Below are 23,384 nucleotides of genomic sequence, written 5' to 3'. Positions count from 1 at the left end.
GTCCTCTGTAGGCTCTGCATTTGCTCGGGATATCCGAGTTCGCTGCACGAGAGTATTTTTGAGTGTGGCTGGCTTGGCCTCGGCATTTTTGTTTACCGGCTTGGCCGGGCGAATCCTGGTTGAATCCAACCGAGAGATATGGGGACATGCTCTCGAGATACGCTCTATGGTTACCTCGGTATTGGGAGTTAGCCAGATATCAAAATCTCAATTTGATGGCTTGCTGTCTCGCTATAGACTTCAGCACAATGAAGATATGCAGGATGGCGTTAACTATATTTTGGTAGTCAATCGAGCTGGGCGCATTGTGATGAGTAGTCGCCAAGCCTGGGATGGGCTTTTGGTGATGGATCCGTTGTTGTCAAGAACGGAGAACCGCGACTCGGTATTTAATCAGATCCGTGATTGCTTTGCTTCTGAGACAGAAAGGCAGGGTCCGTCCTCTTCCTGCTTCAGAACTTACTCGGGTTTTTATCTTCCTACCGCTGAGAGTTATACCATCGGTCTGGCTGCTAGGTCCTATGTTGGTGATCGTGGTGAGGCAGGGAGCCCAAATCTATTGGTTGTCAATTTCGATCCATCGGTCGCTTCTGGCCAGCTTGGATGGGACCTTCTTGCCGTGCTCTTGGTCAGTATTCTGTATGTGATGTTCGTGCTGGGGTTGTTGGCGCGGCTGCTTTATCGAAGTCTTTTGCCCGTGGTTAAGTCGTTTGCCGAGGTTGATGATCTGACCGGTTTAATGAATCGCAAGTCTTGCGTAGATGTTGCCATTCAGCTCTTAGCCCAGGGTGAAAAAGATGATTTGCCATATGTCTTTGCGATCCTTGACCTTGATCATTTTAAAAGTATTAATGACACCTATGGCCACCAATGCGGAGATTTAGTCCTTCGGGAGGTTGCCATGGCGCTGGCCCGATCGCTGCATGGCACCGACCTCTTGGCCCGGTTGGGTGGAGAGGAGTTCATTGTCATGGCCCAATGCTCATCTGCCCATGCCATGCTCCTGATGGAGCGTCTCCGCACTGAGGTGGAATCGCTGAAGCCCCGTTGGGAGGGGAGAGCGCTCAACGTGACCTTGAGTATTGGGCTGACCAGCACGGAGCAGTTGGGATACAACTTCAACCACTTGTATGCCCAGGCCGATGCGGCGCTTTACCGTGCAAAAGATCAAGGTAGAAACCGCATCTGTTGGTCGTCAGTGGGTCAAGGTGACGTGATGTATGACCCCTGGTCCCCAGGCCGGGTCTGGCGTTCATCCTTTGCAGCGACCGAGTCCATGGATTCAGGAGCCGACCCTTGACCCTGATGGGCCTGAGCGATGATCAAATGGAGGTGGTCTGCGATCTCTCCGAAGCGCTGACGGGTGCCACCGCTGCCAGGGTCATTCTGGCCAGTCAGCCAATGCCAGCGGATGGGGTCCTGATCGTTGAGGATGCTGCGGCTGAGCCCAGGTTGAGTGATCTGCGGATGCCAGATTCGGATCAGCGGGTGCGCTTCTATGCCCGTTATCCCTTGCTGGCTCCTGCTGGCCACAGCGTCGGTGCCCTTTGTCTCTATGCCCCCCGGCCCCTGACCCTCGACCCCCGCCAAAGGGCGGGGATGGCTTGGCTGGTTGCCAGTCTGGAGGCCGTCCTGGCTGGTCAGCCCCCTGCGGGAGCAGGGAGCCGGGAACCGTCTGGTGAGTCCCGTGGTGCTCTGACCCTGCTGATCAGCCGCGATCAGTTGATCGGGCAGATTGAAGCTCTGCTGGCGGAAGACGGCCATCCTCCCTTCGCCCTGTTGCGCTGTGAACTGAAGGATTACGGCAGTATCAGCGCCACTCTGGGCGGCCGCCTCGCTGAGGTCTTGATTGATGAGGCGGCACGCCGTTTGATCAACGCCGTGCCGAAGGCTGCCGTGCTGGCCCGATTTTCTGACTCCCAGTTCCTCGTGTTACTGCCGGCTTTCAGTGACCCTGAGCAGCTCTCTGCCATTGCGCAGCGGATGCTGGACCTCTTCAGTGAACCCTTTCGGGTTGCGGAACATCGGGTACCTCTTGCGCTTGCGGTGGGCATCGCCCTTCAGACCGGTGACTACAAGGACTCAGAAGAGATTGTCTCCGACACCAACATGGCTCTGCGGATCGCCAGTCGCCAGATCCAGAGTCAATTCCGCTTTTTTGATCTAGAGACCCGTCGGTTGGCGCAGGAGAGCTACGCCCTGGAGGCTGAGGTGCGGATGGCCATTGCTCAGAAAGAGATGGTTCCATTTTTTCAACCCATTGTTGACCTCATCACCGCTGAACCGCTTGGCTTTGAAGTGTTGGCCCGCTGGCGGCGAAGCAATGGCCATATCGTCTCCCCCTCTGTGTTCGTGCCCGTGGCGCGGGCCATCGGTCTCTCTGCGGAGCTGGACCTTCAGATCATTCAGCGAGGCCTGGAAGATGCCGCCACGTTGGCTCGGGTGGTTCCCTGGCGGGAGATGGTGCTGAGTGTGAATCTCTCCGCCAATCTGCTGGAGGATGATTTGATGCGTCAGCAGTTATTGCAATTGATTGACAACCATGCTTTGCCCTTGGGCTGGCAGCTTCAGATGGAAATCCTTGAGGAGTCCCTGCAGGATAGTACCGCAGGATTTGAAGCATTTTTGAAGCAATTGAGCGACCGCAGGATTCGAATCACCATTGACGATTTTGGTACGGGTTATTCCTCTTTGTCCAGATTGTTGAGTCTGCCAATCAATGGCTTCAAGATCGACATGAGCTTTGTCCAGATGCTCGATCATCCGCAACGACCCAGCAACAAACTTGTCGCGACCATGGGCACCCTGGCAACGGATCTGGACCTCAGTACGACCGCCGAGGGTGTCGAAACCGAGCCCCAGCGCGCTTGGTTGTCAGAGCACGGTTTTCGCTTCAGCCAGGGCTTCCTGTTCGCCCCCCCCATGTCGTTGCGGGAGTCGATGCGCTACCTCGAGGGTTTGAATCTGCGCAGTTCAGCGATTCAGCCCCCCCAGCCATCCCCATCCCCATCTCCAGGGTGGGGCGCCCGCTGGCGGCGACTGCTGACGCGCTTGCGATCTCGCTTGTCCTGAGCCCTGATCAGGGTGTTGGCCCCGATCGATCTGGCCAGGGGCGAGTTGCACCGGAGTTTCTGAGCTGTCTCAGCGCAGCCCCAGGCTTTCGAGCAGCTCCTTCTGTTGGCGCGCGTCCACGAACCGGTGGGCCGCCATGGCGCCACTCACGGCCACCGGAGGCACACCGATTCCCGGAAACACCCCAGCGCCGCAGAGCACCAGGTTGGGCCAAGGGGTGCTGCCCCCTGGGAAAGCTCCGTGATTGGCGGGCCAGGCCGGTCCATAGCTGCCCTGATGCACCTTCAGGTAATGGCGATGGGTGAGGGGTGTGCCCTGGAGCTCAATCACCAGCCGGTCTCGCCAATCGGGAATCAGCGGATCCAGCACGCGGTGAAAGATGGCGCAGCGCTCAGCCTTGAGGGCGCAGTAGGCAGGGCTGCCCCGCTCCAGGTCTTTCCAGAGCTCCCAGGGTTCGTTGGCCGGGGTGTAGCCGTGCATCACCTGGTGGCCTGATGGGGCCAGGCTCGGATCCAGCAACGAGGGCATCGACAGCACCACCATGTTGCGTTCGGCCCCGATCCCCCGCTGCCAGTCGCCCACCCAGACGTGGTGAATCGGCAAGCTTTCGAGGTTGGCTCCCCGCAGCCCGACATGCCAGTGCAAAAAGCTCCCGCAAGCCGGAGTGGCGGCCTGCTTGCGTCCCCAGCGCTCTGCCACCCCTCCCTCGGGCAGCAGGGCCAGGGTGTCCCAGGGGCTGGCGTTGCTGATCACGCCCCGGCGGGCGCGCAGCACCGTGCCATCCCGCAGGGTCACCCCCGTGGCCCGCTGACCCTCAAGGGTGATGCTCTCCACGGCGGTGCCTGTGCGCAGTTCACCCCCGTGGCGCTCCAGACCCCGCTGCAGGGCGGCCACCACCGCCGGACTGCCGCCGATCGGATAGTCCAGGGTGGCCTCGGGTTCAAACCACTCGCCAAACAGGGTCGCCATGGCGGCCGCGCTGGTCTGATCCATCGGCAGGCCCGAGATCAGGAAGCAGAGCAGATCCACCCAATGGAGCAGAAATGGATCCCGCAGGTGGCGGCGGGCGATCGGCCCGAAGGCTCCCCCCAGCTGGGCCAGACGGCCAGCCTGCGCCACCAGGCCGAGCACCTGGCTGCCGAGCGTTGTGGCCATCCCCAGCCCCGGCCTCAGTGCGAGCAGGGGCAGGGCTCGGGCAGCCTTGCATGTGGGCTCAAGCTCTTGCATGAAGCGGGCCCATTCATCGCTGGGTCCTGCCCCCCGCAAGGTCCGAACCACCTCCAGGAAGGGTTCAAGACCGACCCCCACCCTCAGCGTTCCCTCCGGCAGCAGCAGGCCCCAGTCGCGATAGGAGGCCACGGGCACGGATTCCCCAATGGCCCGCAGCACCTGGGCCAGGGGATTGGCACTGGGCCAGCGGCCCAGGCCCGACCACAACGACGGACCGGATTCAAAGTGGAAGCCCTGACGGCTGAAGCCGTGGGCGGCGCCACCGGGCACACCGTGGGCTTCGAGCACCACCACCTCCAGCCCGTAGCGGGCCGCCATGGCAGCGGCGCAGAGGCCACCCAGGCCGCTGCCCACCACAACCAAGTCCACATCCCCGGCCATCAGCGAGGGGTGCTTGCGATCGGTGTGCTGCAGCCGCTGCGGCCTTGGCAAAGGGTGTCGAGATCGGGCCGGCCGGTGATCCTCAACCGACCTGCGGCCCAAAGGCCATAGACCGCATCGACCAGGGGGCGCACCAGGGGCCAGCGGGTGGGGGCATAGAGCCAGCCCAGGCCGATCAGGGCATAGGCCCGTTGGAAGACGGCCACATCGCGCAGCACCTCACCCTCTGCCGTGATCGCGTGGATCCGGCCCATGGCCTGCCGGTAATTGATGCCGCCGAAGGCCTTCGGGTCGTAGTCGGCGCGATCGATGTCCACAAACGCCAGTTTGGGCTGGTCGCCGTGGCGGGCCTGGTCGCGCCGCTTCAGCATCGACACCTCCCGCACACACAGGGGGCAGCCACCGTCATAGAGGAGGGTCAAGTCCAAGGGCTCAGTTCAACCTGTTCACTTCTTGCGGCAGTAGCCGCCCCCCACGTTCATCCAGCCCTCCGGGCAGGCTTCGCCGTTGGTGGGTTGCACGGTGTAGGTCATCAGGCCCAGGGTGCTGCACTTGCCGTTCAGCATGTCCACGTAGCCCATGGGACAGATGCTGCCGATCTTGGGCACCTGGCGCTGGGCCTGGGCCGGCAGGGCATGGAGGACCATGCCCGCCGCCACAGAGGCCACGGCGGCGGCGAGCACGCTCCCTTGGCGGAGCGACGGAATCCGGGGGATGGGCATGGGCGGGGCCGGCAACGAAGGACGGGTGCTGGATAGTCCTGATGTTAGGCAGCACCTTGGGTTGCACGCCCCTCGCTGATGCCGGTGCCGGAGGAGGGAATCCGACTGGTCTGTGGCCGGGGTGAGCTGCGCCCCTATCCTCCCGGCGCTCACCACAAGCCAGCTCAGGCGGTGAACCCTTGGGAGCACCGCAGGAGGGGCAGCCGCCGGCAGCTGGCGCTGCATCTGCTGGGCAGCTGATCTGACGTTTTTTGTAGTGAGCGATACAGATTTTCGAGCTTGAGGTGGCTTACTAGCCCAAGAGTGCGTGGCCCATGGATAACCGAGTGGCGGAGGCGAGACTATGCAATTTCTGCATTTCCCGCGTCCATTTAGGCCCTTGCCCCCGATTAGGGGGAATGGATGCTATTGTGAGCAAATAATTAAAATTCACCCCGTGACGGATCTTCGGTTAGCTCACGGCTGCTCTTCTTTCGTGGATGAAGCGACCACTGATGGTGCCCAATCCCTTTCTTCAGTGAGGGCCTCGATGGACGATTGTTCCGATTGCTTTGAGGCCTTTATCACGATCCCAGGTGCTCCGGAGGATGGGGTGATGGGGCGTTTAGAGGGATACCTCCACGACGCCTACAACGTGTTGGATGGGCTGATTGTCGAGTCCCAAGACCCGTCCCAGCGTCAACACCTGGCCCGGTTGGCCCGCTCCCTCTACAAGGCCATTGACGCCTCCAGCGCTCTGCGTCGCTAGGCCTAGCGTTGTGGGCCCCGGAACAGTGGCTGCTTGACCCTGAGCCGTTTCCCCTCTGGCCCCCATCCAGCCTGCGCCATCTGTGCCGTCCACCACGACGCTTCAAGTCGTGGGCAGTACGAGATTGCCCGGGGCCGACTGTGGTTGCTCCGTCACCACCCCGACCCTGCGCCCCTGCCGGGATGGTTGCTGCTGGATAGCTGCCGCCATCTCGCTGGTCCCGCTGATTTCACCCCCCTGGAGGCCCAGGCGTGGGGGCCAGCCGTGCGGTGGGCCAGTGCCCTGGTGCGTGAGCTCACGGCCTGCGATCGGGTGTATGCCATCGCCTTTGGAGAAGGAGCACCCCATTTGCACCTGCACCTGATCCCCCGCTTCGCCCAGGATCCCCAGACGGCGGCCTGGTCGGTGGCCGATCACTACAGGGCCGTGGCTGCAGGGGGGCGAGCTGCCGCCCCCTCCCAGCAGGTGGCCGACCTGGTGGCCCGGGCCCGTGATCACCTCAAGCAGGGGCAAGGAGTGCTGGATGGCCCCGCGCACGCCTGAACCGAGTGGCCCAGCTCGCGGATCTCCTTACACCAGCACTGGCAGCTTGGCCGGATCGCTTTGCTGGAAGCGCAGCCGTTCCTGGTCCACATCCACCGAGATCGTGTGGCCGCCGGTGAACTGTCCAGCCAGGATGCCCTTGGCAATGGGCGTTTCCAGTTCCCTCTGAATCGCCCGCTTGAGCGGCCGGGCCCCGTACACCGGGTCGTAGCCCACCCCTGCCAGCCAGTCGAGGGCATCGGCATTGAGCTGGAGATCCAGCTTCTTGTCCTCCAGGCGGCGGGCCAGGCGCTGCACCTGCAGTTCCACGATCTCGCGCAGTTCGTCCTGCTTGAGGCTGTGGAAGATGATCGATTCGTCGAGGCGGTTGAGGAATTCGGGCCGGAAGTGGCCCCGCAGGGCCTCGTTCACCCGGGCCTCCATCTCGCCGTGGCGGGCTGGATCACCAGCCAGATCCAGGATCGAGGCGCTGCCGATGTTGCTGGTCAGGATCAGCACCGTGTTGGTGAAGTCCACCGTGCGGCCCTGGCCATCGGTGACGCGGCCGTCATCGAGGATCTGCAGCATCACGTTGAACACATCGGGGTGGGCCTTCTCCACCTCGTCGAACAGGATCACCGCATAGGGCCGGCGTCGCACCGCCTCGGTGAGCTGGCCGCCCTCCTCGTAGCCCACGTAGCCCGGGGGGGCTCCGATCAGCCGGCTCACGGCGTGCTTCTCCATGTATTCGCTCATGTCGATGCGCACCATCGACTCCTCGGAGTCGAACAACTGGCTGGCCAGGGCCTTGGAGAGCTCGGTCTTGCCCACCCCCGTGGGGCCGAGGAAGAGGAAGCTGGCAATCGGGCGATTGGGATCGCTGAGGCCGGCGCGGGAGCGCTGGATCGCATCCGCCACCGCCGTCACAGCCTGGCTCTGGCCGATCACCCGGGTGTGCAGCTCATCCTCGAGATGGAGCAGTTTCTCCATCTCGCTCTGCACCAGCTTGGCCACCGGAATGCCAGTCCACTTGGCGATCACCTCGGCGATGTCGTCCTCCGTGACCTCCTCGCGCAACAGGGTCTTGTCGCTGCCGCTGGCGTTGAGCTCCTCCTCCTTGGCCGCCAGCTTCTTGTGCAGTTCGGCCAAGGTGCCGTACTCCAGCTCGGCGGCCTTGTTGAGGTCGTAGCTGCGCTTGGCTTGCTCCACCTGCAGCTGCACCTGCTCGATCTCTTCCTTGAGGGCGCTGAGCGCATCGATTGAGCCCTTCTCCTTTTGCCACTGGGCATTGAGGGCGCTTTGTTGCTCGCTCAGATCAGCGAGTTCCTTTTCGAGGCGTTCGAGACGATCGCGGCTGGCCGGATCGGATTCGCGGCCCAGGGAGAGCTTTTCCATCTCCAGCTGCAGGATGCGGCGATCGAGCTCGTCGATCTGCTCCGGTTTGGAGGTGATCTCCATCTTCAGCCGCGCGGCCGACTCATCCATCAGATCGATCGCCTTGTCCGGCAGGAAGCGATCGGCGATGTAGCGGCTGGAGAGCACCGCCGCGGCCACCAGGGCGTTGTCGGCGATGCGCACGCCGTGGTGCACCTCATAGCGCTCCTTCAGGCCCCGCAGGATCGAGATGGTGTCCTCCACCGTGGGCTGATCCACAAACACCTGCTGGAAGCGGCGCTCCAGGGCCGGATCCTTCTCGATGTGTTGGCGGTGCTCATCCAGGGTGGTGGCGCCGATGCAGCGCAGTTCGCCGCGGGCCAGCATCGGTTTGAGCAGGTTGCTGGCATCCATGGCGCCGCCACTGGCGCCGGCCCCCACCACCGTGTGGATCTCGTCGATGAACAGCACGATCTGGCCCTCGGAGGCCGTCACCTCCTTGAGCACGGCCTTGAGCCGCTCTTCGAATTCACCGCGGTATTTGGCACCGGCGATCAGGGCGCCCATGTCGAGCGACACGAGCTGGCGGTTCTGCAACGCCTGGGGCACGTCGCCATTCACGATGCGCTGGGCCAGGCCCTCCACAATCGCCGTTTTGCCGACGCCGGGCTCGCCGATCAGCACCGGGTTGTTCTTCGTGCGGCGGCTCAGGATCTGGATGGTGCGGCGGATCTCCTCATCGCGGCCGATCACCGGATCGAGCTTGCCCTCCCGGGCGGCCTTGGTGAGATCGCGGCCGTATTTCTCCAGGGATTCGTAGGTGCCTTCGGGGTTCTGGTCGGTCACGGTCTGGCTGCCGCGGATGGCCTGCACCGCGTCCTTCAGTTTGTCGGTGCTGGCGCCCGCCTGCGACAGCAACTGCTTGCCGCAGCGGTCGTCGATCGCCAGGGCCAACAACAGGTGTTCGATGGCGATGTAGCTGTCGCCATAGGTGCTTTTCAGGGCGTCGGCCTGGTCGAGCACGGTGTTGAGGCCCTTGCCCAGATAGACGTTGTCGGGGGGCGCACTCAGGCTCGGCTGGGCGGCGATCCAGGCCTCCACCTTCTGGCTGAGGGTGCCCACATCCACACCCGCCTTCTCGAGGATCCGGCCTGCCAAGCCCTGCTGGCTCAGCAGGGCCGCCAGCAGGTGCTCGCTTTCCATCTGTTGCTGGCGCCGTTGCTGGGCCAGTTGCTGGGCGGCCACCACGGAGGCCCAGGCTTTTTCGGTGAAGAGTTCGGCAGTGGGATGCATAACGGGCTCCCGTTGTTTCAGTTGAACTGACCGTATGGGGTACGGGATGGACCAGCACCCCGGCCAACCGAACCAGATGGTGTGGTGAGCCGTCCCCATGGTGGACAGGCCGAACCCATTTGGCGAGACAACCGACCCGGATGGGCAAGCCCAGGCCAGGGGCCATGCATCGCTCCATTGCAAACCGCTGCAAGCCCCTCAAACGCGACCTACAAAAAACGCAATTCACCCACCCTGATGAAACAGTCGAGCCTGGCCAAAGGTCCTGCCCTGGCGAAAGGTCTTGCCCTGGCCTCCGTCATCCTCCTGTCCGGGAGCAGTGCCCAGGCCCGCTTTGATGGCGGCGGTGGTGGCGGTGCTGCTTTCCGTGGGGGCGGAGGCTTCAGCGGAGCCAGCTTTGGCGGAGGCGGTGGCGGTGGTGGCGGTGCTTACCGCTTCAGTGCTCCCCGCATCGAAGCGGCACCAATCGAGCGCAGCGCACCGGCGGTTCCCCGCATCAGCGGCGGCGGCGGTGCAGGTGGTGGCGGTGGCTGGGCTGACAAACCCGCAGACCGCTCCCTCGAGCAGGGGTATCAGGGCAGCAGCCATCTCTACGGATCCGGCACCCGTAGCGCCTGGACCGGCCACAACATCTCAGCGGATCAGTTCCGTCGCCTGAACGACGGCAGCTGGAACGGCAACCGCTCCTGGGGAAGCTTCGACAACGACCGCTTCAATCGCAACATCAACCTCCAGAACAACTTCTACAACCGCAGCTATGGCGGTTGGAACAACGGCTGGGCCAATGGTGGTTATTGGGGCAGCCGTCCCTGGGGCTATGGCTGGTACAACTGGGAGCCGAACACCTGGGGCTGGTGGGGTGGCGCTTCCGTGGGCTGGGGTCTGGCGGCCCTGGCGGGGGCCGAGGTGATCACCAGCCTGGTCAACGCCGCAGCCGAGCAGCAGTCGCCGGTGATCGATGTGCCGGACAGCGATTACCAGCTCAACTACGGCACGGTGGATTCGGTGGGATCGGGAGGGGCTGACTTCAGCTATGCCGTGGCCGGCAGTCCGCCGGTGAAAGGGGCGGCCAACTGTCAGCAGGGTTTGCTCGATGGTCAGGTGCCCAGCACGGCAGCCCAGGCCCAGTTGCTGAATGCGGCGTGCCAGGTGGCCTATGGCCCCGATCCCAAGGGCACCCCCTTGCCCGAAACCCTGACGGGGGCCCTGCCTGGCTGGCTGCGAGAGCTGCTGGTGCTGGCCCTGGGCGCTGGCATCGCCGTTGGCATCTGGCAGGTGCTGGAACGGAAGCGTCAGCAGCCTCCCTCCAGTGCTGGCAGCGGCCACCATCCAACGATCACCTCGGGCTGATGGGGCCATCCCCTCCATCCTTCCTGAACCGATCCATCCGTTCCTTTCTTCTGTTCTTCCCATGACCCGTCGGCGTTCTCTCTCGGTTGCCCTTGCCACGGCCTTGCTGCTGTGTGGTTCCGTCCTCCATCCGATGGCCGCAGAGGCCCGCGGCGGCGGCGGTGGTGGTGGTGGCCGAGGCTTTGGTGGCGGCGGCGGCGGTTTCGGTGGTGGTGGGTACCACTGGTCCGGAGGCGGTGATCGCAGTTTCGGTGGCGGGGGTGCGGGCGGGGGCGCCTGGCGCCAGGGCTATCAGGGACATAGTCCGATGTACGGGCCCAACACCCGCAGCAGCTGGGGCAGCGGCAACGTCGATGGCAATCGCGTCAACGACAGCTTCAACAACGACCGCTTCAACAACGACACGTTCAACCGCCAGGTGAACGTGAACAACAACTTCTACAACCGTGGTTACAACGGTTGGAACAGCAACTGGCGCGATGGCGGTTACTGGGGCAATCGCCCCTGGAATGCCGGCTGGTACGGCGGTTGGGGCGGCTGGGGCTGGTGGGGGGCCAACGCCGCTGCCTGGGGGATCGCTGGCCTGGCCACCGGGGCGGTGATCGGCGGGCTGGTGAATGCGGCGGCCAACCAGCAGTCGCCCGTGATCGTGGTGCCGAACACCAGTTACCAGCTCAACTACGGCTCGGTGGAAGCGGTGGGCAGCTACGGCGCCAGCTTCTTCTACACCGTGAATGGCACCCAGTTGCTGGGGGCGGCCAATTGCCAGCAGGGTCTGCTCAACGGCCAGATCCCCACGGATGCCGATCAGGCCCAGCTGCTCAATGCCGTGTGCCAGGTGGCCTACGGGGCCGGCAGCTGAATCACGCCCGCATTGGGCCCGCAGAGCTTGAGCGGACAGCCATCGGGCCCATACACCGCATCGGCCGGTGAGAGGCAGCCCATGGCGTTCTTGGCCTTCACCTGGCCGGGTTGGATCCGTTTGGGCTGCACGATCTGTTGGCCTGCGGGTACCACCAGCGGGCAGCTGGGTTTGGGCGTGTATTGGGCCTGACTGGGCGTCGCCCAGAACCCCACGACGAGGGCCGTCAGGCTGAGTCCCGTTCCGGAGAGGATCGGCAGGGGCAGGCGAGTTGGCATCCCGAAGGACTGGGGCAAACTGGCTCCACTCTGGCCCTCGGCTGGAGGTTTTGACTGCCCTGTTGTCAGCCGTGATGGACGCACCCGATCAGGCCTTGATTGCCCGGCTCGCCACCGAATCCAGGGCGTTCGACGCCACGGGCAAGGATCCGGAGCGCAACTGCTGGCTGGCCGTGCACCGCCATGTGCACGGAATGCTGCCCAGTGAATACGACATCCGCGACGTACCTGAGGAGCTCTACCTTGCCGTTCTGGAGGAGCGCCGCTCCCAGGGGTAGGCGAACAGGCTCTGGCCCCGATGGGATCGACGTGATCCCTGTGCCATCAAAAAACCCCGGCCGGGGCCGGGGTTTACAACACAAGTTGCGGGTTGAGTGGATCAGCCCTGCAGGCTGATCAGGCCCAGCCCTTGGAGGACATGTCTTCGACGTAGGCGGCGACATCGGCAATGTCACCTTCGCTCAGCTTGCCACCGAAGGCGGGCATGGCGTTTTTGCCGTTGGTCACCTGGTAGGCAATGGCGGCTTCGTGGCCGCTGCTGTAGTTAGCCAGGTAGGCCTCGAGGGCGTCCTGCTTGAGGGTCCGCTCAGCGTTCACCACGTTGCCGCCACCCATGTGGCAGGCCGCGCAGTTGGCGGAGAAGATCTGGCCACCGTGGGCCACATCAGCGGCAAAACTCGGAGCTGCACCCAGCACGAGCGCCAGGCAGAGAGCGATCAGGGAGAAGAGTCGGCGCATGGGAGGGCGCTTTCAAAGCACGGGCAACCCGCCAAAATTAAGGCGTGATCGGTGCTGGTGTGACCCCTGCCAGCCAGGTTCGCAACATTTGCCACATAGGCGGGTGCTCAGGGCTCGCGTGCGGCCTCAAGGACATGGATCTCACCGGTCATGCCCGCGGCCCGGTGGGGTTCACACCAGATCGCGTAGCGGCCGGGGCTGTCGAAGGTCTGCTCCCAGCTCTCGCCCACTTCGAAACTGAGGGGTTCGTGACTCCATTCCGGGTGGCCCGCCACGATCAGGTTGTGGGGCCCCAGGCCGCCCACCTCGAACCGGACCCGTTCACCGGCGGTGATCGTCAGCCGCTCCGGCTGGAACACCAGAAATCCCTCCTTGCTGCCCAGCCGCATCTGGGCTGGAGCGGCAAGGGCGTGGGCCGGGGGGAGGCCGCCCATCCACACCCCCAGGCCCACCAGCACGGCGGTCAGCACCCCCACCAGCCTGGCGGGGATCATCGTTTTGGTAGGCCTCGGTGGGGTAAGCCGGCCGTTTCGAACACCGCCGTCAGGTTGGGGGCGTGGCTCACCAGGCCGAAGCGTTCCGGTGGGCTCACCGGCTCATGCACGAAGTGGCGCTGGCGGATCGAGAAGCGGTCCCAGGCATTCACCTCGATCCGCAGCAGCTTGATCAGGGCTTCGATCAGCCAGCCCCGCAGGTTGAGGCCCAGGGGAGGGCGCCAGCTGCGGCGCCAGCGGCAGAGCTGGGTCACGGTGTCATTCACGCTGATCACCGGTTGCCCCAACACCAGCCGGCGCAGCTCCCCTTGCCCGGGTTCGGGATTGGGCTGATGGGGCTGGGTGGCCAGGTGCACGCACACCCGGGCGATGTCAGCGGCGTGGATGAAATGGAAGCTGGCATCGGCCCGCAGCCACTTGGCCAGCCACAGCCAACGACAGGCTTCGCCGAGTCCGGCGGTGAGGTAGCTGGTGGGGAAGGGCCCTTGGCCATCCACCCGGCCACCGAACACCAGGGTGGGAAACACGGCCACAATCCTGGCGGCCAGGGGGTGGGTTTCGAGCTGCTGGAGGCAGAGGGCCTTGGTCTGGATGTATTCGGTGCCCTCGCTGAGGGCTTCCGGCAGCAGCTGCAACTGGCGGTCGAGCACCGAAGCGGTGGAGAACACGATCACCTGCTCCAGCCACTCGGGCGTGGTGAAGGCCAGCAGCTGCTTCACCGCCACCACGTTCACCGCCATGGCTCGCTCGGGGTCCCCCCAAGCGGTGGCCGTGTGGATCACCCGGGTGGCGGTGGCAATCGCGCCGGCATGGGCGGTGAGATCCCGCAGGTCGGCCACGAGCAGGGTGACCCGGGGGTCGTCGGCCGGAACCGCGGTGAGCTTGGCCGGATCGCGCAGCAGCAGCAGCAGCTCGGCGTCGGTCTCCTGGTAAAGCTGGGCCGCGATGTGCTGGCCCACGCAGCCGGAGGCGCCGGTGATCAGGATCCGGGCTGGCGGCGCCGCCCTGCTCAAACCGCGGCTCCGAGGCGCTCCATCACACTCTTGCCGGCCTCAAAGAAGGCACGGCCGTTCTCTTCCGGCGTGCCCGGCAGGATGCCGTGGCCCAGGTTGAGGATGTGCTTGCGGCCGCGGGCCTTGCGCACGGTGTCGTCGATGCGGTCCCGGATCGCTTCGGGGGTGCCGAACAGCAGTCCGGGATCCACGTTGCCCTGCACACCCACGTGGTCGGGAAGGCGGGCCAGGCCTTCGGCCATATCCACGGTCCAGTCGAGCGACACGATGTCCACTCCGGTGCGGGCCATCCGCTCCAACACCCCGGCACTGCCAGAGATGTAGAGGATGAAGGGGGTGTCGGGGTGGGTCTGTTTGACCAGATCCACCACCTTCTTCTGGTAAGGCGCAGCGAAGGTGTCGTAATCCATGGGGCTGAGCTGGCCGGCCCAGGAATCGAACATCTGCACCACCTGGGCGCCGGAATCGATTTGGTAGCGCAGGTAGGCGGCAATCGATGTGGCGAAGTGATCCAGAAGCCGGTGCAACAGCGTCGGCTCCCGGAACGCCATCGCCTTGATCACGGCGTAGTTCTTCGAGCTCTTGCCCTCCACCACGTAGGCGGCCAGGGTCCAGGGGGCGCCCACGAAGCCGAGCACGGCGGCCTCGTTGCCCACGGCCTGGCGCAGGCGGGTGAGCACCTCACCCACGAAGGGCATGCTCTCGGCCGGTTGAAGGGGGCGCAGGGCCTCCACCTGGGCCATGGTGCGGATCGGGTCCTGGATCAGGGGACCCTGGCTCTCGACGATGTCGAAGTTGATGCCCATCCCGGGCAACGGCGTGAGGATGTCGGAGAACAGGATCACGCCGTCGGGCTTGAAGGCGTGGAAGGGTTGCATCGAGATCTCATAGGAGAGATCGGGGTTTTCCGACCGTTCCCGGAAGCCCGGATGGCGATCGCGCAGGTCGCGGTACACCTTCATGTAGCGACCGGCCTGGCGCATCATCCACACCGGGGGCCGCTCCACCTGCTCACCTCGGGCGGCGCGCAGCAGCAGGGGAGCATTGTCGGCCATGAAGAAGGGCAGGAAAGAAGCGGAAACCTAGCCGAGCGCCCTGCAGGGGCTGGCCTTTGCTTCATCAAGCACAAGCTTCCTCTCCTGCCACCTGGGCATCTGTGGACAGCCTCGCAGAATGGGGTCAGAGCCTGATCCGACCGTGCACCCATCCGGCACCATGTGCCGCCACCGCCGCAAGAGACGCGGCTGGCGCTCGCCAGGACAAGGGCTGAGACGACCTGCGTGGCTCCGGTCTCTGGGGCTTGCCCTTGCACCCACCCTGCTGCTCCAGGGCTGCGGCGGCAACCTCCGCACACCCACGACGCTGCACGTGCTGATCGTGCCCAACAGCAGCCTGGAGTGGTACCGCAGCTTCTATCAAGAAGCTCTGCCGGAGACCGATCTGCTCAAGGCGTTCCGAAAGCTGAATCCGGGGGTGAGCATCGACATCTCCACGGTTTCCGAAAGCGACCTGGAGACACGTCTGCGGCTCAGCCAGAGCCGCGGACTGGGGCCCGACCTGCTGATCCTGCAGGGCCCCAGGGCGATCTCACTGCTGGAGCAGGGCCTGCTGCAGCCTCTGCCCAGGAAGGATCCGCAGCTTCAGCGGGCGCTCAGCCAGGTGGCACCCGATCTGCTGAACCATGCCCAGGGAAGCAGGGGTCTGGCCGGGTTACCTCTGTTCGCCGAGGTGACGGTGGCCTGTTTCGACCGCCGCCGCATCACCGAACCGCCAACCACCCTGAACAACCTCCTAACGGTGGCAGCCGCAGGCAATCCGGTGGGGCTTTCGGTGGATCCTTCGGGGATCTACTGGACGGCTGGCGCTCTGGGAGCCGCCCAGGCGCTCAAACCGATCCTGCTGCCTGACACCAGCAAGCCTGATGCGGCTCTGCTCACCAGTCAGAACCAGGACCTGCAACGCTGGCTGGCTTGGCTCCGGCAGAGCGCCCTCCAGGGGAAGGTGTATTTGGGCAGCGGCCCGGAGGATCTGGTCACCGGCCTGGAATCGGGACGGCTGGCCTGGATCCCCTGCTTCAGCCCCCTGCTGGTGCGCCTGAACCGCACCATGGGCCGTCATCTGGGAGTCGCTCCGCTGCCCGATGGACCGTGGGGACCCGCGAAGTCCCTTCCTGTCCAACCGCATCATGGCTCTGGGCACCGATTCCACGCCGGATCAGCGGAAACTGACCCTCCAGCTGATGGAGCTGGCCCTGGATCCGGCGCTGCAGAGGAAAACGACGGTCACGAGCCGATACACCATTCCATCCAACCGCTACGTGTCGATTCCCGTGGCCAGCTCCAGCCAACTGGCCGCCCTGAGCACCGCCTACAGCCAGTTCCTCCAGACGGCCTGGATTCGCACCAGCTACTCCGAGGGGGAGCTGGACCAGACCCTGCCCAAGGTGGATTCGCTCGTGAACCTGGTGATGGAGGGGATCGTCAGCCCGGATGAGGGGGCTGAGCAAATTCTGCGGCTGCAGCCGAGGAGGCCCTGACCATGCTGCTCACCGAGATCCTGGGCTGGTGGGCTTACCTGCAAAGGGGCCCTGTGCAGCTGCAGCTGCTGCCGCTGTTGCTGCTGGGGCTGGGCCTGTTCAACCTGCCACGGCTCTGGCCCGGGGGTGCGATCCGGCTGAAGCGCTATCTGCCTCTGCGCTTGGTGCTCCTGATCGCAGAGCTGTTGCTCGCCCTGCTGCTGGCAGCCACGGGGCAGCGGTATGGCCTGGTGCTGCTGGCGATCCAATACACCGGCCTGTGGCTGCTGATCTCGCTGCTGGAGCACAGCCTGCTGCGGAGCTGGATGGAGCCGAAGGCCCGCCAGCAGCTGGTCAGTCGCCTGTTGCGCCCGCTGCTGCTCACGTATGTGGTGCTGAGCCTGCTGGATGCCGTTGGCAGCCTCACCGACTTCGCCCTGGCACCACTGGGGGTCTGGTTCGGCAGTGCCATCAACCTCGGCCAGCTGTGCCGGGTGCTGATGGTGCTCTATCTGCTGCTGGTGGGGATTTCGGTTCCGGCCACCTGGGTGAGCCACCTGGTCAAACATCTGCTCAATCTCGAAGAGGGAAGCCGTGGAGCGATCGAGCAGATCCTGCGCTACGTGCTGATGGCCGTGGGTGTGATCTGGGCTATGGCCAACCTGGGCATCAATCAGACCGGTGTGCTGGCCGTGGCCGGCGGTCTGTCGGTGGGGCTGGGTTTCGGCATCAAGGAGGTGTTCTCCAACATGGTCAGTGGTGTGTGGCTGCTGATGGAGGGCTCGGTGCGGCCCGGGGAGGTGCTGCTGCTCGACGGAGAGCTGACCCAGGTGAGACGGCTCGGCCCCCGGGCCACGGTGCTGCTGCGCAGCAGCGACAACGCCGAGCTGGTGGTGCCCAACCAGACCTTCTTCACCACCTCCACCACCACCTACACCCGCAGTGACCGGATGCGGCGGGCCAGCATCAACCTCTCGGTGAGCCGCCGCTGGCCCCCGCAGCAGATCATCGCGCTGCTCAAGGAGATCGCGCAGGAGCATCCTCAGGTGATGGCCGAGCCCGGTGTGAGCGCCAAGCTGATGGCGTTTGGCGGCGAGCTCTACAGCTACAGCCTCAGCTACTCGGTGCCGGATCCCCTAATCGCCGGTGGTGTGACGGCAGAGCTGCGGCTGGCGATCGTGGATCGCTTCAGCAGCCTGGGCATCGAACCACCGGAGTAGCCGACGCTGCAGGGGAAGGGGGCATCAGCCCACTGGCAGCGCGGCTTCCAGTTCCTGGCTGCGCTTTTCATCGCGTCGGAACACCAGCACCGACAGGGGCGGCAGGCACAGGTCGAGCGAGTGCTCGTAGCCGTGGATGCCCCATTCATCGGTGAACTTGCCCCCCAGGTTGCCCAGGTTGCTGCCGCCGTAGCGCTCGGCGTCGGTGTTGAACGCTTCCTCGTAGAAGCCCTCGAGGGGCACGCCCACCCGGTAGTGGGAATGGCTCTGGGGCGTGAAGTTGGCCACCACCACCAGCCAGCGGCCGGTGGCACTTTCGCGGCGCATGAAGCTGATGATCGAGTGCCGGTTGTCGTTGCAATCGATCCACTGGAAGCCAAACTCACTGAAGTCGTCGCCCCACAGGGCACGCTCGGATTTGTAGAAGACGTTGAGGTCGTCCACGAGGCGCTGCAGTCCCTGGTGGGCGTCGTATTGCAGCAGGTCCCACTGCAGATCCCCCCACACATTCCATTCGGCCCGTTGGCCGAACTCCATCCCCATAAAGATGGTTTTCTTGCCCGGGTGGGTCCACATGTAGGCCAGCAGGGCGCGCACGTTGGCGAATTTCTGCCAGTCGTCCCCTGGCATCTTGTGCAGCAGGTTGCTCTTGCCGTGCACCACTTCGTCGTGGCTGAGGGCCAGCATGAAGTTCTCGGTGAAGGCGTACCAGATCGAGAAGGTGACGTTGTTCTGGTGGAACTGGCGGAACCACGGATCCAGCTCGAAGTAATCGAGCATGTCGTGCATCCAACCCATGTTCCACTTCAGGTTGAAGCCGAGGCCGCCGATGTTGGTGGGCTGGGTGACCATCGGCCAAGTGGTGGATTCCTCCGCAATCGAGAGGGCGCCGGGGAAGTGCTCAAACAGAACGTGGTTGGCCTGTTGGAGAAAACGCACCGCCTCAGTGTTTTCGCGGCCGCCGTGTTCGTTGGGCAGCCATTCCCCGTCGGGGCGCAGGTAGTCGCGGTAAAGCATGGAGGCCACCGCGTCCACGCGGATGCCATCGATGTGGAACTGCTCAAACCAGAACACCAGGTTGGCCACCAGGAAGTTGCGAACTTCATTGCGGCTGTAGTTGAAAATCAGCGTGCCCCACTCCTTGTGCTCGCCGATGCGCGGATCGGCGTGCTCGTAGAGATGGGCGCCGTCGAAGAAGGCCAGGCCGTGGGCATCCTTGGGGAAGTGGCCGGGCACCCAGTCGAGGATCACGCCGATGCCCTCGGCATGGCAGCGGTCCACAAAGGCGCGGAATTCATCCGGGCTGCCAAAGCGACTGGTGGGGGCGTACCAACCGGTCACCTGGTAGCCCCAGGAGCCATCGAAGGGATGCTCCGAGATCGGCATCAGCTCGATGTGGGTGAACCCCCGGGCCTTCACGTAGGGAATCACCCGATCGGCCAGCTCCGGATAGGTGAGCAGGCGGGCCCCAGGCTTCAGATCGGCGGCGGGCACCGGGGCGCGCGGCGTGCCGTCGGCTTCGATGTAGGGCTGGTCGGCAGCGGCGTGCATCCAGCTGCCCAGGTGCATCTCGTACACCGCCACCGGTTGCTCCAGGGGGTTGCGGCTGTCCCGTTCCGCCATCCAGGCCCCATCTGCCCACCCGTGGGCGGATGGGGCTTCCACGATCGAGCCGTTGTTGGGCCGCACCTCGTGGCGGAAGCCGTAGGGATCGGCCTTTTGGTAGCAGTGGCCGTTCTGGGCCCGCACTTCGTACTTGTAGATCTCGCCGGGCTTCAACCCCGGGATGAACAGCTCCCAGGAGCCCCCCATCCGCGACTGCATCGGGTGATGGCGCCCATCCCAGCTGTTGAAGTTGCCGAGCACGGCCACGCTGCGGGCGTTCGGAGCCCACAGGCAGAACTGCACCCCACGGATGCCGTTGTGTTCCACCACGTGGGCGCCCATGCGGCGCCAGATGTGGTGGTGGTTGCCCTCGGCGAAGAGGAGCCGGTCGAGCTCGCCCATCCACTCATGGCGGAACGACCAGGGATCGTGCTGCACGTGCTCAATGCCGCCGCGAAGCACCCGCACCTGATACCCCGTGCCGGGGTCATGGCCAAGTTCTGCCTCGAAGATCCAGGGATGGTTGGGGGTGGCCATCGCCAGGCTGCGCCCGTCGACCAACAGTTCGACGCGCTCGGCCTCCGGCATCCAGATCCGCACCACCCAGCTGCCGTTGTCCAGGGGCTGGGGGCCCAGCACGGCGAAGGGATGGTCGTGGCTGCACTCGGCCAGCCGCTGGGCGTCCTGCACCATCCAATCAAGGCTGAGCAAGGACATGAACCACCAGAAGTCGCGCCGCGAGCTTAGGCGGCTTTTCCCTCAGCGAACCGGCTTGGGAGTGATTGGATCGCTGGGGAAATCCACACCGATGATGTCGTTGCTGGCGTTGAGGATCACAAACAGGGAGTCGCTCAACCGATTGAACTCCGTGTACACCAGCACGAGCCTCTGGTCGCCGTCGCTCCCGGCCTCCACCGCGCGGCGGATCCGCACGAATGCGCCCGTCTGCCGTTGCAGTTGTTGCCAGCGCGCCTGCAGGGCGGACGCTCCGATCTCCTTCTGCAGCGGCAGGCTCAGGTAGCTGCGGGCGGAAATGAAGTGCCCTGAGCTCAGGGCGTCGACGAATCGCCTGGCCACGAGGCTGGGGGCCTCGTCGTTGAGATCCAGGTGGTAGCCACTGAGCTTGCCCTCGGGGTTGAGCACCAGGAAGAGGTCCTGCTGGCCCCTGCTGGTGCTGAGGCTGGCTTCCACGGTGGTGTTGCGCAGCCCGCTCTGGACGCTCAACAGGGTCCACGACAGGAGCTTGGGCTGGGTCTTCATGGTGGTGGCCACCATCGAGGGGCTGCTCACCGCCTTCAGTTCCTCGGAGAACTGGCTGTAGCGCAGGTTGGCGTCCCCGTTTTTCACCGCCTCCAGAATGCGGTTGGCCGCCGCACGGGCCTGGTCCACACTGAGGGCCGGCAGGCTCTCGGTGCCCTTGGTGGCCTGGGCCCAGGTCGCCGTTCCCAGGGCTCCAGGGGTGGCCCCCAGGCCGATGCTGAGTCCGGTGGCCAGAGCCAGGAGGCCCAGGCTCCGAACTGCTCGGCGGGGAACGGCAGGCAGGAGGGCGGAGCGCAGGTGCCGCATCGGCATCAGGGAGACTGGGGATGTCGGCTCAGTTTGCCCCAAGTTCCCCGGGCAGGAAGGGCAGCAGCTCCAATTCGGCTTCCGTCAAATCCAGCTCCAGGGTGATCACCCGGTGACGGGGCCCGGCCGGTCCGGCGGGAAGGCTGCCATCCCCTGGGTTCACGGCGATCTGGGGCCAGGCCGATCCCGCCAGGGAAAGCCGCAGCCGGTCGCCCTCTTCCAGGCTGGCCCGCAGGGGCTGGAGCTCCAGGCTCACGGGAGTGGGCTCTCCGGCTGCGCCCTGGAATCGCCCCACGCCACTGGCCAGCTGGTCCACCACACCGCTCGGCCGCACCCGCGACAGGGCGGCGCAGAGGTCGAAGCTGGGCTGGTCGGCCCTCACGCGGATCCGCAGCCGCGGCAGGCCCTCCAGGGTCAAGGGGCTGTCGAGCGCGGGCCCGCTGAAACAGGCCACATCCGTGCGGCGATCCGTGGCCTGCCGATCGCAGGGTCCCGGGTCCAGTCCCAGGTGTCCCCCCCGGGCAGGAACGGGCCGCCAGGGATCGTGCACCAGGGTCACCCCGCCCGATCCAGTGCGGTTGGCCTGCAGGGCACCCTCCGCAGCATCGACCGCGGCCAACCCGCCACTGGTCAGTCCCCATCCCATCCGCAGGCCCGGGTCTGCGGGGGCCTGCCAACGCCGGCTGATCCCGTCTTCCAGCAGCACGGGCGTGCGGAGTTCCATCGGGGCGGAGTGGCCCTGCAGGTGGTGCTGAAAAAAGGCCAGTTGCAGGCGATCGACGCCCCCTTGCCAATCCAGGTGGGTCCAGGCTCCGATCCTCAGCAGGGGCTGGCCACCCGCGGCCCGGCCCTGGTGCCACAGGTCCAGGATGCCGCGCAGGTGGGGGTCATACCACCCGCCAATCAACAGCATGGGGCGACGCAGCAGGGATGCCGCTGGTTGATGCACCATCCAGCCGTCGCTGGCCTGGCAGGGGCGCTGCAGCCAGCGGTAGGCCATGCCCTGGGGATCAAACCGTTCCAGCAGGTCCAGCCCGTCGTGGAGGCAGCTGCCGCTCTCGAGGCTGCGGCGGATGGTCTGCCACCCCGCCGCATCGCCCAGCCGTTGGCAGCGCTGGGCCGCCAGTTGCAGGCCCCAGCCCACCCCCAGGGCCCACCAGTGGGCTCCCCCCTCGCTGGCCCAGTGCTGCCGCTCATCCAGTCCGGCCATGGCCGGGGCCAGGCAGTCGGGGATGGCCTGTGGGTCGTCGCTGAGCAGCTGGGTCAGGCCTTGGTAGGAGAAGCCGTAGCAGCCCACAGCTCCCGTGCTGCCCTCAAGTTGGCGGGCCCAGCGGATGGTGTCGGCGCCGTCGGCGGCCTCCTGCTCAAAGCCCCTGAACTCCCCTTCGGAGTCGCCCCGACCGCGCACGTCCTGCACCACCACGAGGAAGCCGTGGGAGGCGTACCAGCTGGGATGGGCGTAGGTGACGGTGGAGGCGATCGCCCTGCCGTAGGGCTGGCGCATCAACAGCACGGGCCAGGGCCCTTGGCCTTCTGGCGACCAGATGCGGCAGGCCAGGCCGATGCCGTCGCGGCAGGGCATCACCGCATCGCGCCAGTGCACGGGCTCGGGCCCCGCGGGGGTGGGGTGCATTCAGCGCACGTCAGGGCAGTGGAGGCCGACCACATAGGTGGTCAGCACTTCCGCATCCATCGGGCTCAGGTTTTCCTGCCGAGCGATCTGGGCGACCGCCTGCGGAGAGGTGGCCGAGAGCCCCTGGGCGTTGAAGCTGCGCAGCTGGGTGCAGAGAGCCTGGGCGCGGGCCGGATTCTGTTTGACGGATTCCAGCAGCTGGGATTGGGCCCCAACCGGCAATGGGGTGGAGCCGAGGCCGATCAGCAGACCGCTGCCGCAGGCCAGTAGGGCCAGCAACCCTTTGGGTACCGACGGTGGCGAGGGGTGGAGGATCGCCATGGGGAGTCCCCGACTGCTTCCATTTCAGTCACCGGTTGGGCGGGGTGGCGGGCCCCCTGGATCAGTTCGTGGGGCGGCGTTGGGCCCGCCGGATCCAGCTCTGCAGGGTCGTGAGATCCAGCAACGGTGCCGCCATGCCGGTGAGACTGCGCTGCAGCCGTCCCATCTGTACGAGCAGCCGGTGGGGATCGGCGTCGGCCAGCCCTGCCCGGGTGGCGATGCCCGCGTAGAGCAGCAGGGCTGCTTCCGCTGGTTCCAGCCCCACGTCCACCACCAGGCGAGCCTGTCCCCTGAGCTTGATCAGTCGGGCTTCACTGGCGCCGCCGTCAGCTCCCAGCCGACGCAGGTGCCCGTCGTCGACGCGGGCCAGCTCGGCCCAGCTGGCAATGCCGGCGCGCTCGAGTTGGCGTTGCTCCCGCTGAAAGTGGGCCGGAAGCTGCCACATGG

At 65.2% G+C, this 23,384-nt stretch carries 23 protein-coding genes; 9 read left to right on the top strand and 14 right to left on the bottom strand.

The window, feature by feature from the left end; translation table 11 throughout:
* Positions 1-73: 73 nt before the first annotated feature.
* Positions 74-1,300 carry a GGDEF domain-containing protein gene (locus tag H6G16_RS07765; RefSeq protein WP_190389683.1) on the top strand — a complete coding sequence of 409 codons (1,227 nt, stop codon included), beginning with the start codon at positions 74-76 and terminating at the stop codon, positions 1,298-1,300.
* A 5-nt stretch (positions 1,301-1,305) separates the two neighbouring features.
* On the top strand, positions 1,306-3,072 hold the full coding sequence (locus tag H6G16_RS07760; protein ID WP_190389682.1) for a GGDEF domain-containing phosphodiesterase: 1,767 nt from the start codon (positions 1,306-1,308) through the stop codon (positions 3,070-3,072).
* A 69-nt stretch (positions 3,073-3,141) separates the two neighbouring features.
* On the opposite strand, the gene H6G16_RS07755 is transcribed toward H6G16_RS07760, so the two are convergent.
* The 3 genes from H6G16_RS07755 to H6G16_RS07745 are packed head-to-tail and all read right to left on the bottom strand — an operon-like array spanning position 3,142 to position 5,330.
* Positions 3,142-4,683, bottom strand: a complete 1,542-nt coding sequence (locus H6G16_RS07755; protein WP_190389795.1) for an NAD(P)/FAD-dependent oxidoreductase — start codon at positions 4,681-4,683, stop codon at positions 3,142-3,144.
* Complete coding sequence (locus H6G16_RS07750; RefSeq protein WP_277874980.1) at positions 4,683-5,111, bottom strand: DUF393 domain-containing protein; 429 nt, start codon at positions 5,109-5,111, stop codon at positions 4,683-4,685. Before H6G16_RS07750 ends, H6G16_RS07755 begins: the two co-directional genes overlap by 1 nt.
* Positions 5,112-5,129: 18 nt before the next feature.
* Positions 5,130-5,330, bottom strand: a complete 201-nt coding sequence (locus H6G16_RS07745) for a hypothetical protein (RefSeq protein WP_190389793.1) — start codon at positions 5,328-5,330, stop codon at positions 5,130-5,132.
* A gap of 604 nt (positions 5,331-5,934) precedes the next feature.
* Between H6G16_RS07745 and H6G16_RS07740 the strand changes: the two genes are divergently transcribed.
* Entirely contained in the window at positions 5,935-6,153 is a 219-nt protein-coding gene (locus H6G16_RS07740; RefSeq protein ID WP_190389681.1) for a hypothetical protein, read from the top strand.
* Positions 6,154-6,192: 39 nt separating this feature from the next.
* Positions 6,193-6,696: a diadenosine tetraphosphate hydrolase gene (locus H6G16_RS07735; RefSeq protein ID WP_190389792.1), complete on the top strand. Its 504-nt coding sequence runs from the start codon at positions 6,193-6,195 to the stop codon at positions 6,694-6,696.
* Between the two features lie 27 nt (positions 6,697-6,723).
* Here the strand turns inward: H6G16_RS07735 and clpB are convergent, their stop codons facing one another.
* Complete coding sequence (gene clpB / locus H6G16_RS07730; RefSeq protein WP_190389680.1) at positions 6,724-9,342, bottom strand: ATP-dependent chaperone ClpB; 2,619 nt, start codon at positions 9,340-9,342, stop codon at positions 6,724-6,726.
* Positions 9,343-9,579: 237 nt separating this feature from the next.
* On the opposite strand from clpB, the gene H6G16_RS07725 reads away from it, so the two are divergent.
* Entirely contained in the window at positions 9,580-10,692 is a 1,113-nt protein-coding gene (locus H6G16_RS07725; protein ID WP_190389679.1) for a hypothetical protein, read from the top strand.
* Positions 10,693-10,753: 61 nt separating this feature from the next.
* A complete protein-coding gene (locus tag H6G16_RS07720; RefSeq protein ID WP_190389678.1) occupies positions 10,754-11,554 on the top strand; it encodes a hypothetical protein in 801 nt (266 codons plus the stop codon).
* On the opposite strand, the gene H6G16_RS07715 is transcribed toward H6G16_RS07720, so the two are convergent.
* Positions 11,536-11,832 (bottom strand): hypothetical protein, encoded by a 297-nt coding sequence (locus tag H6G16_RS07715; protein WP_190389677.1) that lies wholly within the window; start codon positions 11,830-11,832, stop codon positions 11,536-11,538. The genes H6G16_RS07720 and H6G16_RS07715 overlap by 19 nt on opposite strands.
* 74 nt (positions 11,833-11,906) lie before the next feature.
* On the opposite strand from H6G16_RS07715, the gene H6G16_RS07710 reads away from it, so the two are divergent.
* Entirely contained in the window at positions 11,907-12,110 is a 204-nt protein-coding gene (locus tag H6G16_RS07710) for a hypothetical protein (RefSeq protein ID WP_190389676.1), read from the top strand.
* Positions 12,111-12,228: 118 nt separating this feature from the next.
* Here H6G16_RS07710 and H6G16_RS07705 read toward each other — a convergent pair whose 3' ends face one another.
* From H6G16_RS07705 to hemE, 4 genes are all read right to left on the bottom strand, one after another.
* Positions 12,229-12,570 carry a c-type cytochrome gene (locus H6G16_RS07705; protein ID WP_190389675.1) on the bottom strand — a complete coding sequence of 114 codons (342 nt, stop codon included), beginning with the start codon at positions 12,568-12,570 and terminating at the stop codon, positions 12,229-12,231.
* A 107-nt stretch (positions 12,571-12,677) separates the two neighbouring features.
* The gene (locus H6G16_RS07700; protein WP_190389674.1) at positions 12,678-13,064 is read right to left on the bottom strand and encodes a plastocyanin/azurin family copper-binding protein; all 387 of its coding nucleotides are present in this window, start codon (positions 13,062-13,064) and stop codon (positions 12,678-12,680) included.
* Positions 13,061-14,077 (bottom strand): NAD(P)-dependent oxidoreductase, encoded by a 1,017-nt coding sequence (locus H6G16_RS07695; RefSeq protein ID WP_190389673.1) that lies wholly within the window; start codon positions 14,075-14,077, stop codon positions 13,061-13,063. The genes H6G16_RS07700 and H6G16_RS07695 overlap by 4 nt, the downstream gene beginning before the upstream one ends.
* Complete coding sequence (hemE, locus tag H6G16_RS07690) at positions 14,074-15,132, bottom strand: uroporphyrinogen decarboxylase (RefSeq protein ID WP_190389672.1); 1,059 nt, start codon at positions 15,130-15,132, stop codon at positions 14,074-14,076. The genes H6G16_RS07695 and hemE overlap by 4 nt, the downstream gene beginning before the upstream one ends.
* Before the next feature lie 1,130 nt (positions 15,133-16,262).
* Between hemE and H6G16_RS13105 the strand changes: the two genes are divergently transcribed.
* Both H6G16_RS13105 and H6G16_RS07680 read left to right on the top strand, forming a co-directional pair.
* Positions 16,263-16,613, top strand: a complete 351-nt coding sequence (locus H6G16_RS13105) for a hypothetical protein (protein WP_242036251.1) — start codon at positions 16,263-16,265, stop codon at positions 16,611-16,613.
* A gap of 2 nt (positions 16,614-16,615) precedes the next feature.
* A complete protein-coding gene (locus H6G16_RS07680; RefSeq protein ID WP_190389670.1) occupies positions 16,616-17,812 on the top strand; it encodes a mechanosensitive ion channel domain-containing protein in 1,197 nt (398 codons plus the stop codon).
* 24 nt (positions 17,813-17,836) lie between these two features.
* Here H6G16_RS07680 and glgB read toward each other — a convergent pair whose 3' ends face one another.
* The 5 genes from glgB to H6G16_RS07655 all read right to left on the bottom strand — a co-directional run bounded on the left by glgB (position 17,837) and on the right by H6G16_RS07655 (position 23,382).
* A complete protein-coding gene (gene glgB / locus H6G16_RS07675; RefSeq protein ID WP_190389669.1) occupies positions 17,837-20,134 on the bottom strand; it encodes a 1,4-alpha-glucan branching protein GlgB in 2,298 nt (765 codons plus the stop codon).
* A 42-nt stretch (positions 20,135-20,176) separates the two neighbouring features.
* The gene (locus tag H6G16_RS07670) at positions 20,177-20,989 is read right to left on the bottom strand and encodes a DUF3887 domain-containing protein (RefSeq protein ID WP_242036250.1); all 813 of its coding nucleotides are present in this window, start codon (positions 20,987-20,989) and stop codon (positions 20,177-20,179) included.
* A 22-nt stretch (positions 20,990-21,011) separates the two neighbouring features.
* Positions 21,012-22,616, bottom strand: a complete 1,605-nt coding sequence (locus H6G16_RS07665; protein ID WP_242036249.1) for a CocE/NonD family hydrolase — start codon at positions 22,614-22,616, stop codon at positions 21,012-21,014.
* Complete coding sequence (locus H6G16_RS07660; protein ID WP_347238828.1) at positions 22,617-22,937, bottom strand: hypothetical protein; 321 nt, start codon at positions 22,935-22,937, stop codon at positions 22,617-22,619.
* A 61-nt stretch (positions 22,938-22,998) separates the two neighbouring features.
* Positions 22,999-23,382 (bottom strand): DUF4332 domain-containing protein, encoded by a 384-nt coding sequence (locus tag H6G16_RS07655; RefSeq protein WP_190389668.1) that lies wholly within the window; start codon positions 23,380-23,382, stop codon positions 22,999-23,001.
* Positions 23,383-23,384 lie beyond the last annotated feature (2 nt).

The organism is Cyanobium sp. FACHB-13342 (assembly GCF_014697415.1).
Lineage (GTDB): Bacteria > Cyanobacteriota > Cyanobacteriia > PCC-6307 > Cyanobiaceae > Cyanobium_A.
The sequence above is the reverse complement of the archived record's forward strand: the minus strand, read 5'-3'. Positions and strand labels throughout refer to the sequence as shown.

What these genes read in the sequence shown, in the direction of transcription:
- H6G16_RS07760 (WP_190389682.1), top strand. Translation starts at nt 1,306, where the DNA reads ATGGGCCTGAGCGATGATCAAATGGAGGTGGTCTGCGATCTCTCCGAA.
- H6G16_RS07755 (WP_190389795.1), bottom strand. Translation starts at nt 4,683, where the DNA reads ATGGCCGGGGATGTGGACTTGGTTGTGGTGGGCAGCGGCCTGGGTGGC.
- H6G16_RS07745 (WP_190389793.1), bottom strand. Translation starts at nt 5,330, where the DNA reads ATGGTCCTCCATGCCCTGCCGGCCCAGGCCCAGCGCCAGGTGCCCAAG.
- H6G16_RS07740 (WP_190389681.1), top strand. Translation starts at nt 5,935, where the DNA reads ATGGACGATTGTTCCGATTGCTTTGAGGCCTTTATCACGATCCCAGGT.
- clpB (WP_190389680.1), bottom strand. Translation starts at nt 9,342, where the DNA reads ATGCATCCCACTGCCGAACTCTTCACCGAAAAAGCCTGGGCCTCCGTG.
- H6G16_RS07725 (WP_190389679.1), top strand. Translation starts at nt 9,580, where the DNA reads ATGAAACAGTCGAGCCTGGCCAAAGGTCCTGCCCTGGCGAAAGGTCTT.
- H6G16_RS07720 (WP_190389678.1), top strand. Translation starts at nt 10,754, where the DNA reads ATGACCCGTCGGCGTTCTCTCTCGGTTGCCCTTGCCACGGCCTTGCTG.
- H6G16_RS07715 (WP_190389677.1), bottom strand. Translation starts at nt 11,832, where the DNA reads ATGCCAACTCGCCTGCCCCTGCCGATCCTCTCCGGAACGGGACTCAGC.
- H6G16_RS07710 (WP_190389676.1), top strand. Translation starts at nt 11,907, where the DNA reads ATGGACGCACCCGATCAGGCCTTGATTGCCCGGCTCGCCACCGAATCC.
- H6G16_RS07705 (WP_190389675.1), bottom strand. Translation starts at nt 12,570, where the DNA reads ATGCGCCGACTCTTCTCCCTGATCGCTCTCTGCCTGGCGCTCGTGCTG.
- H6G16_RS07700 (WP_190389674.1), bottom strand. Translation starts at nt 13,064, where the DNA reads ATGATCCCCGCCAGGCTGGTGGGGGTGCTGACCGCCGTGCTGGTGGGC.
- hemE (WP_190389672.1), bottom strand. Translation starts at nt 15,132, where the DNA reads ATGGCCGACAATGCTCCCCTGCTGCTGCGCGCCGCCCGAGGTGAGCAG.
- H6G16_RS13105 (WP_242036251.1), top strand. Translation starts at nt 16,263, where the DNA reads ATGGCTCTGGGCACCGATTCCACGCCGGATCAGCGGAAACTGACCCTC.
- H6G16_RS07680 (WP_190389670.1), top strand. Translation starts at nt 16,616, where the DNA reads ATGCTGCTCACCGAGATCCTGGGCTGGTGGGCTTACCTGCAAAGGGGC.
- glgB (WP_190389669.1), bottom strand. Translation starts at nt 20,134, where the DNA reads ATGTCCTTGCTCAGCCTTGATTGGATGGTGCAGGACGCCCAGCGGCTG.
- H6G16_RS07670 (WP_242036250.1), bottom strand. Translation starts at nt 20,989, where the DNA reads ATGCCGATGCGGCACCTGCGCTCCGCCCTCCTGCCTGCCGTTCCCCGC.
- H6G16_RS07665 (WP_242036249.1), bottom strand. Translation starts at nt 22,616, where the DNA reads ATGCACCCCACCCCCGCGGGGCCCGAGCCCGTGCACTGGCGCGATGCG.
- H6G16_RS07660 (WP_347238828.1), bottom strand. Translation starts at nt 22,937, where the DNA reads ATGGCGATCCTCCACCCCTCGCCACCGTCGGTACCCAAAGGGTTGCTG.
- H6G16_RS07655 (WP_190389668.1), bottom strand. Translation starts at nt 23,382, where the DNA reads ATGTGGCAGCTTCCGGCCCACTTTCAGCGGGAGCAACGCCAACTCGAG.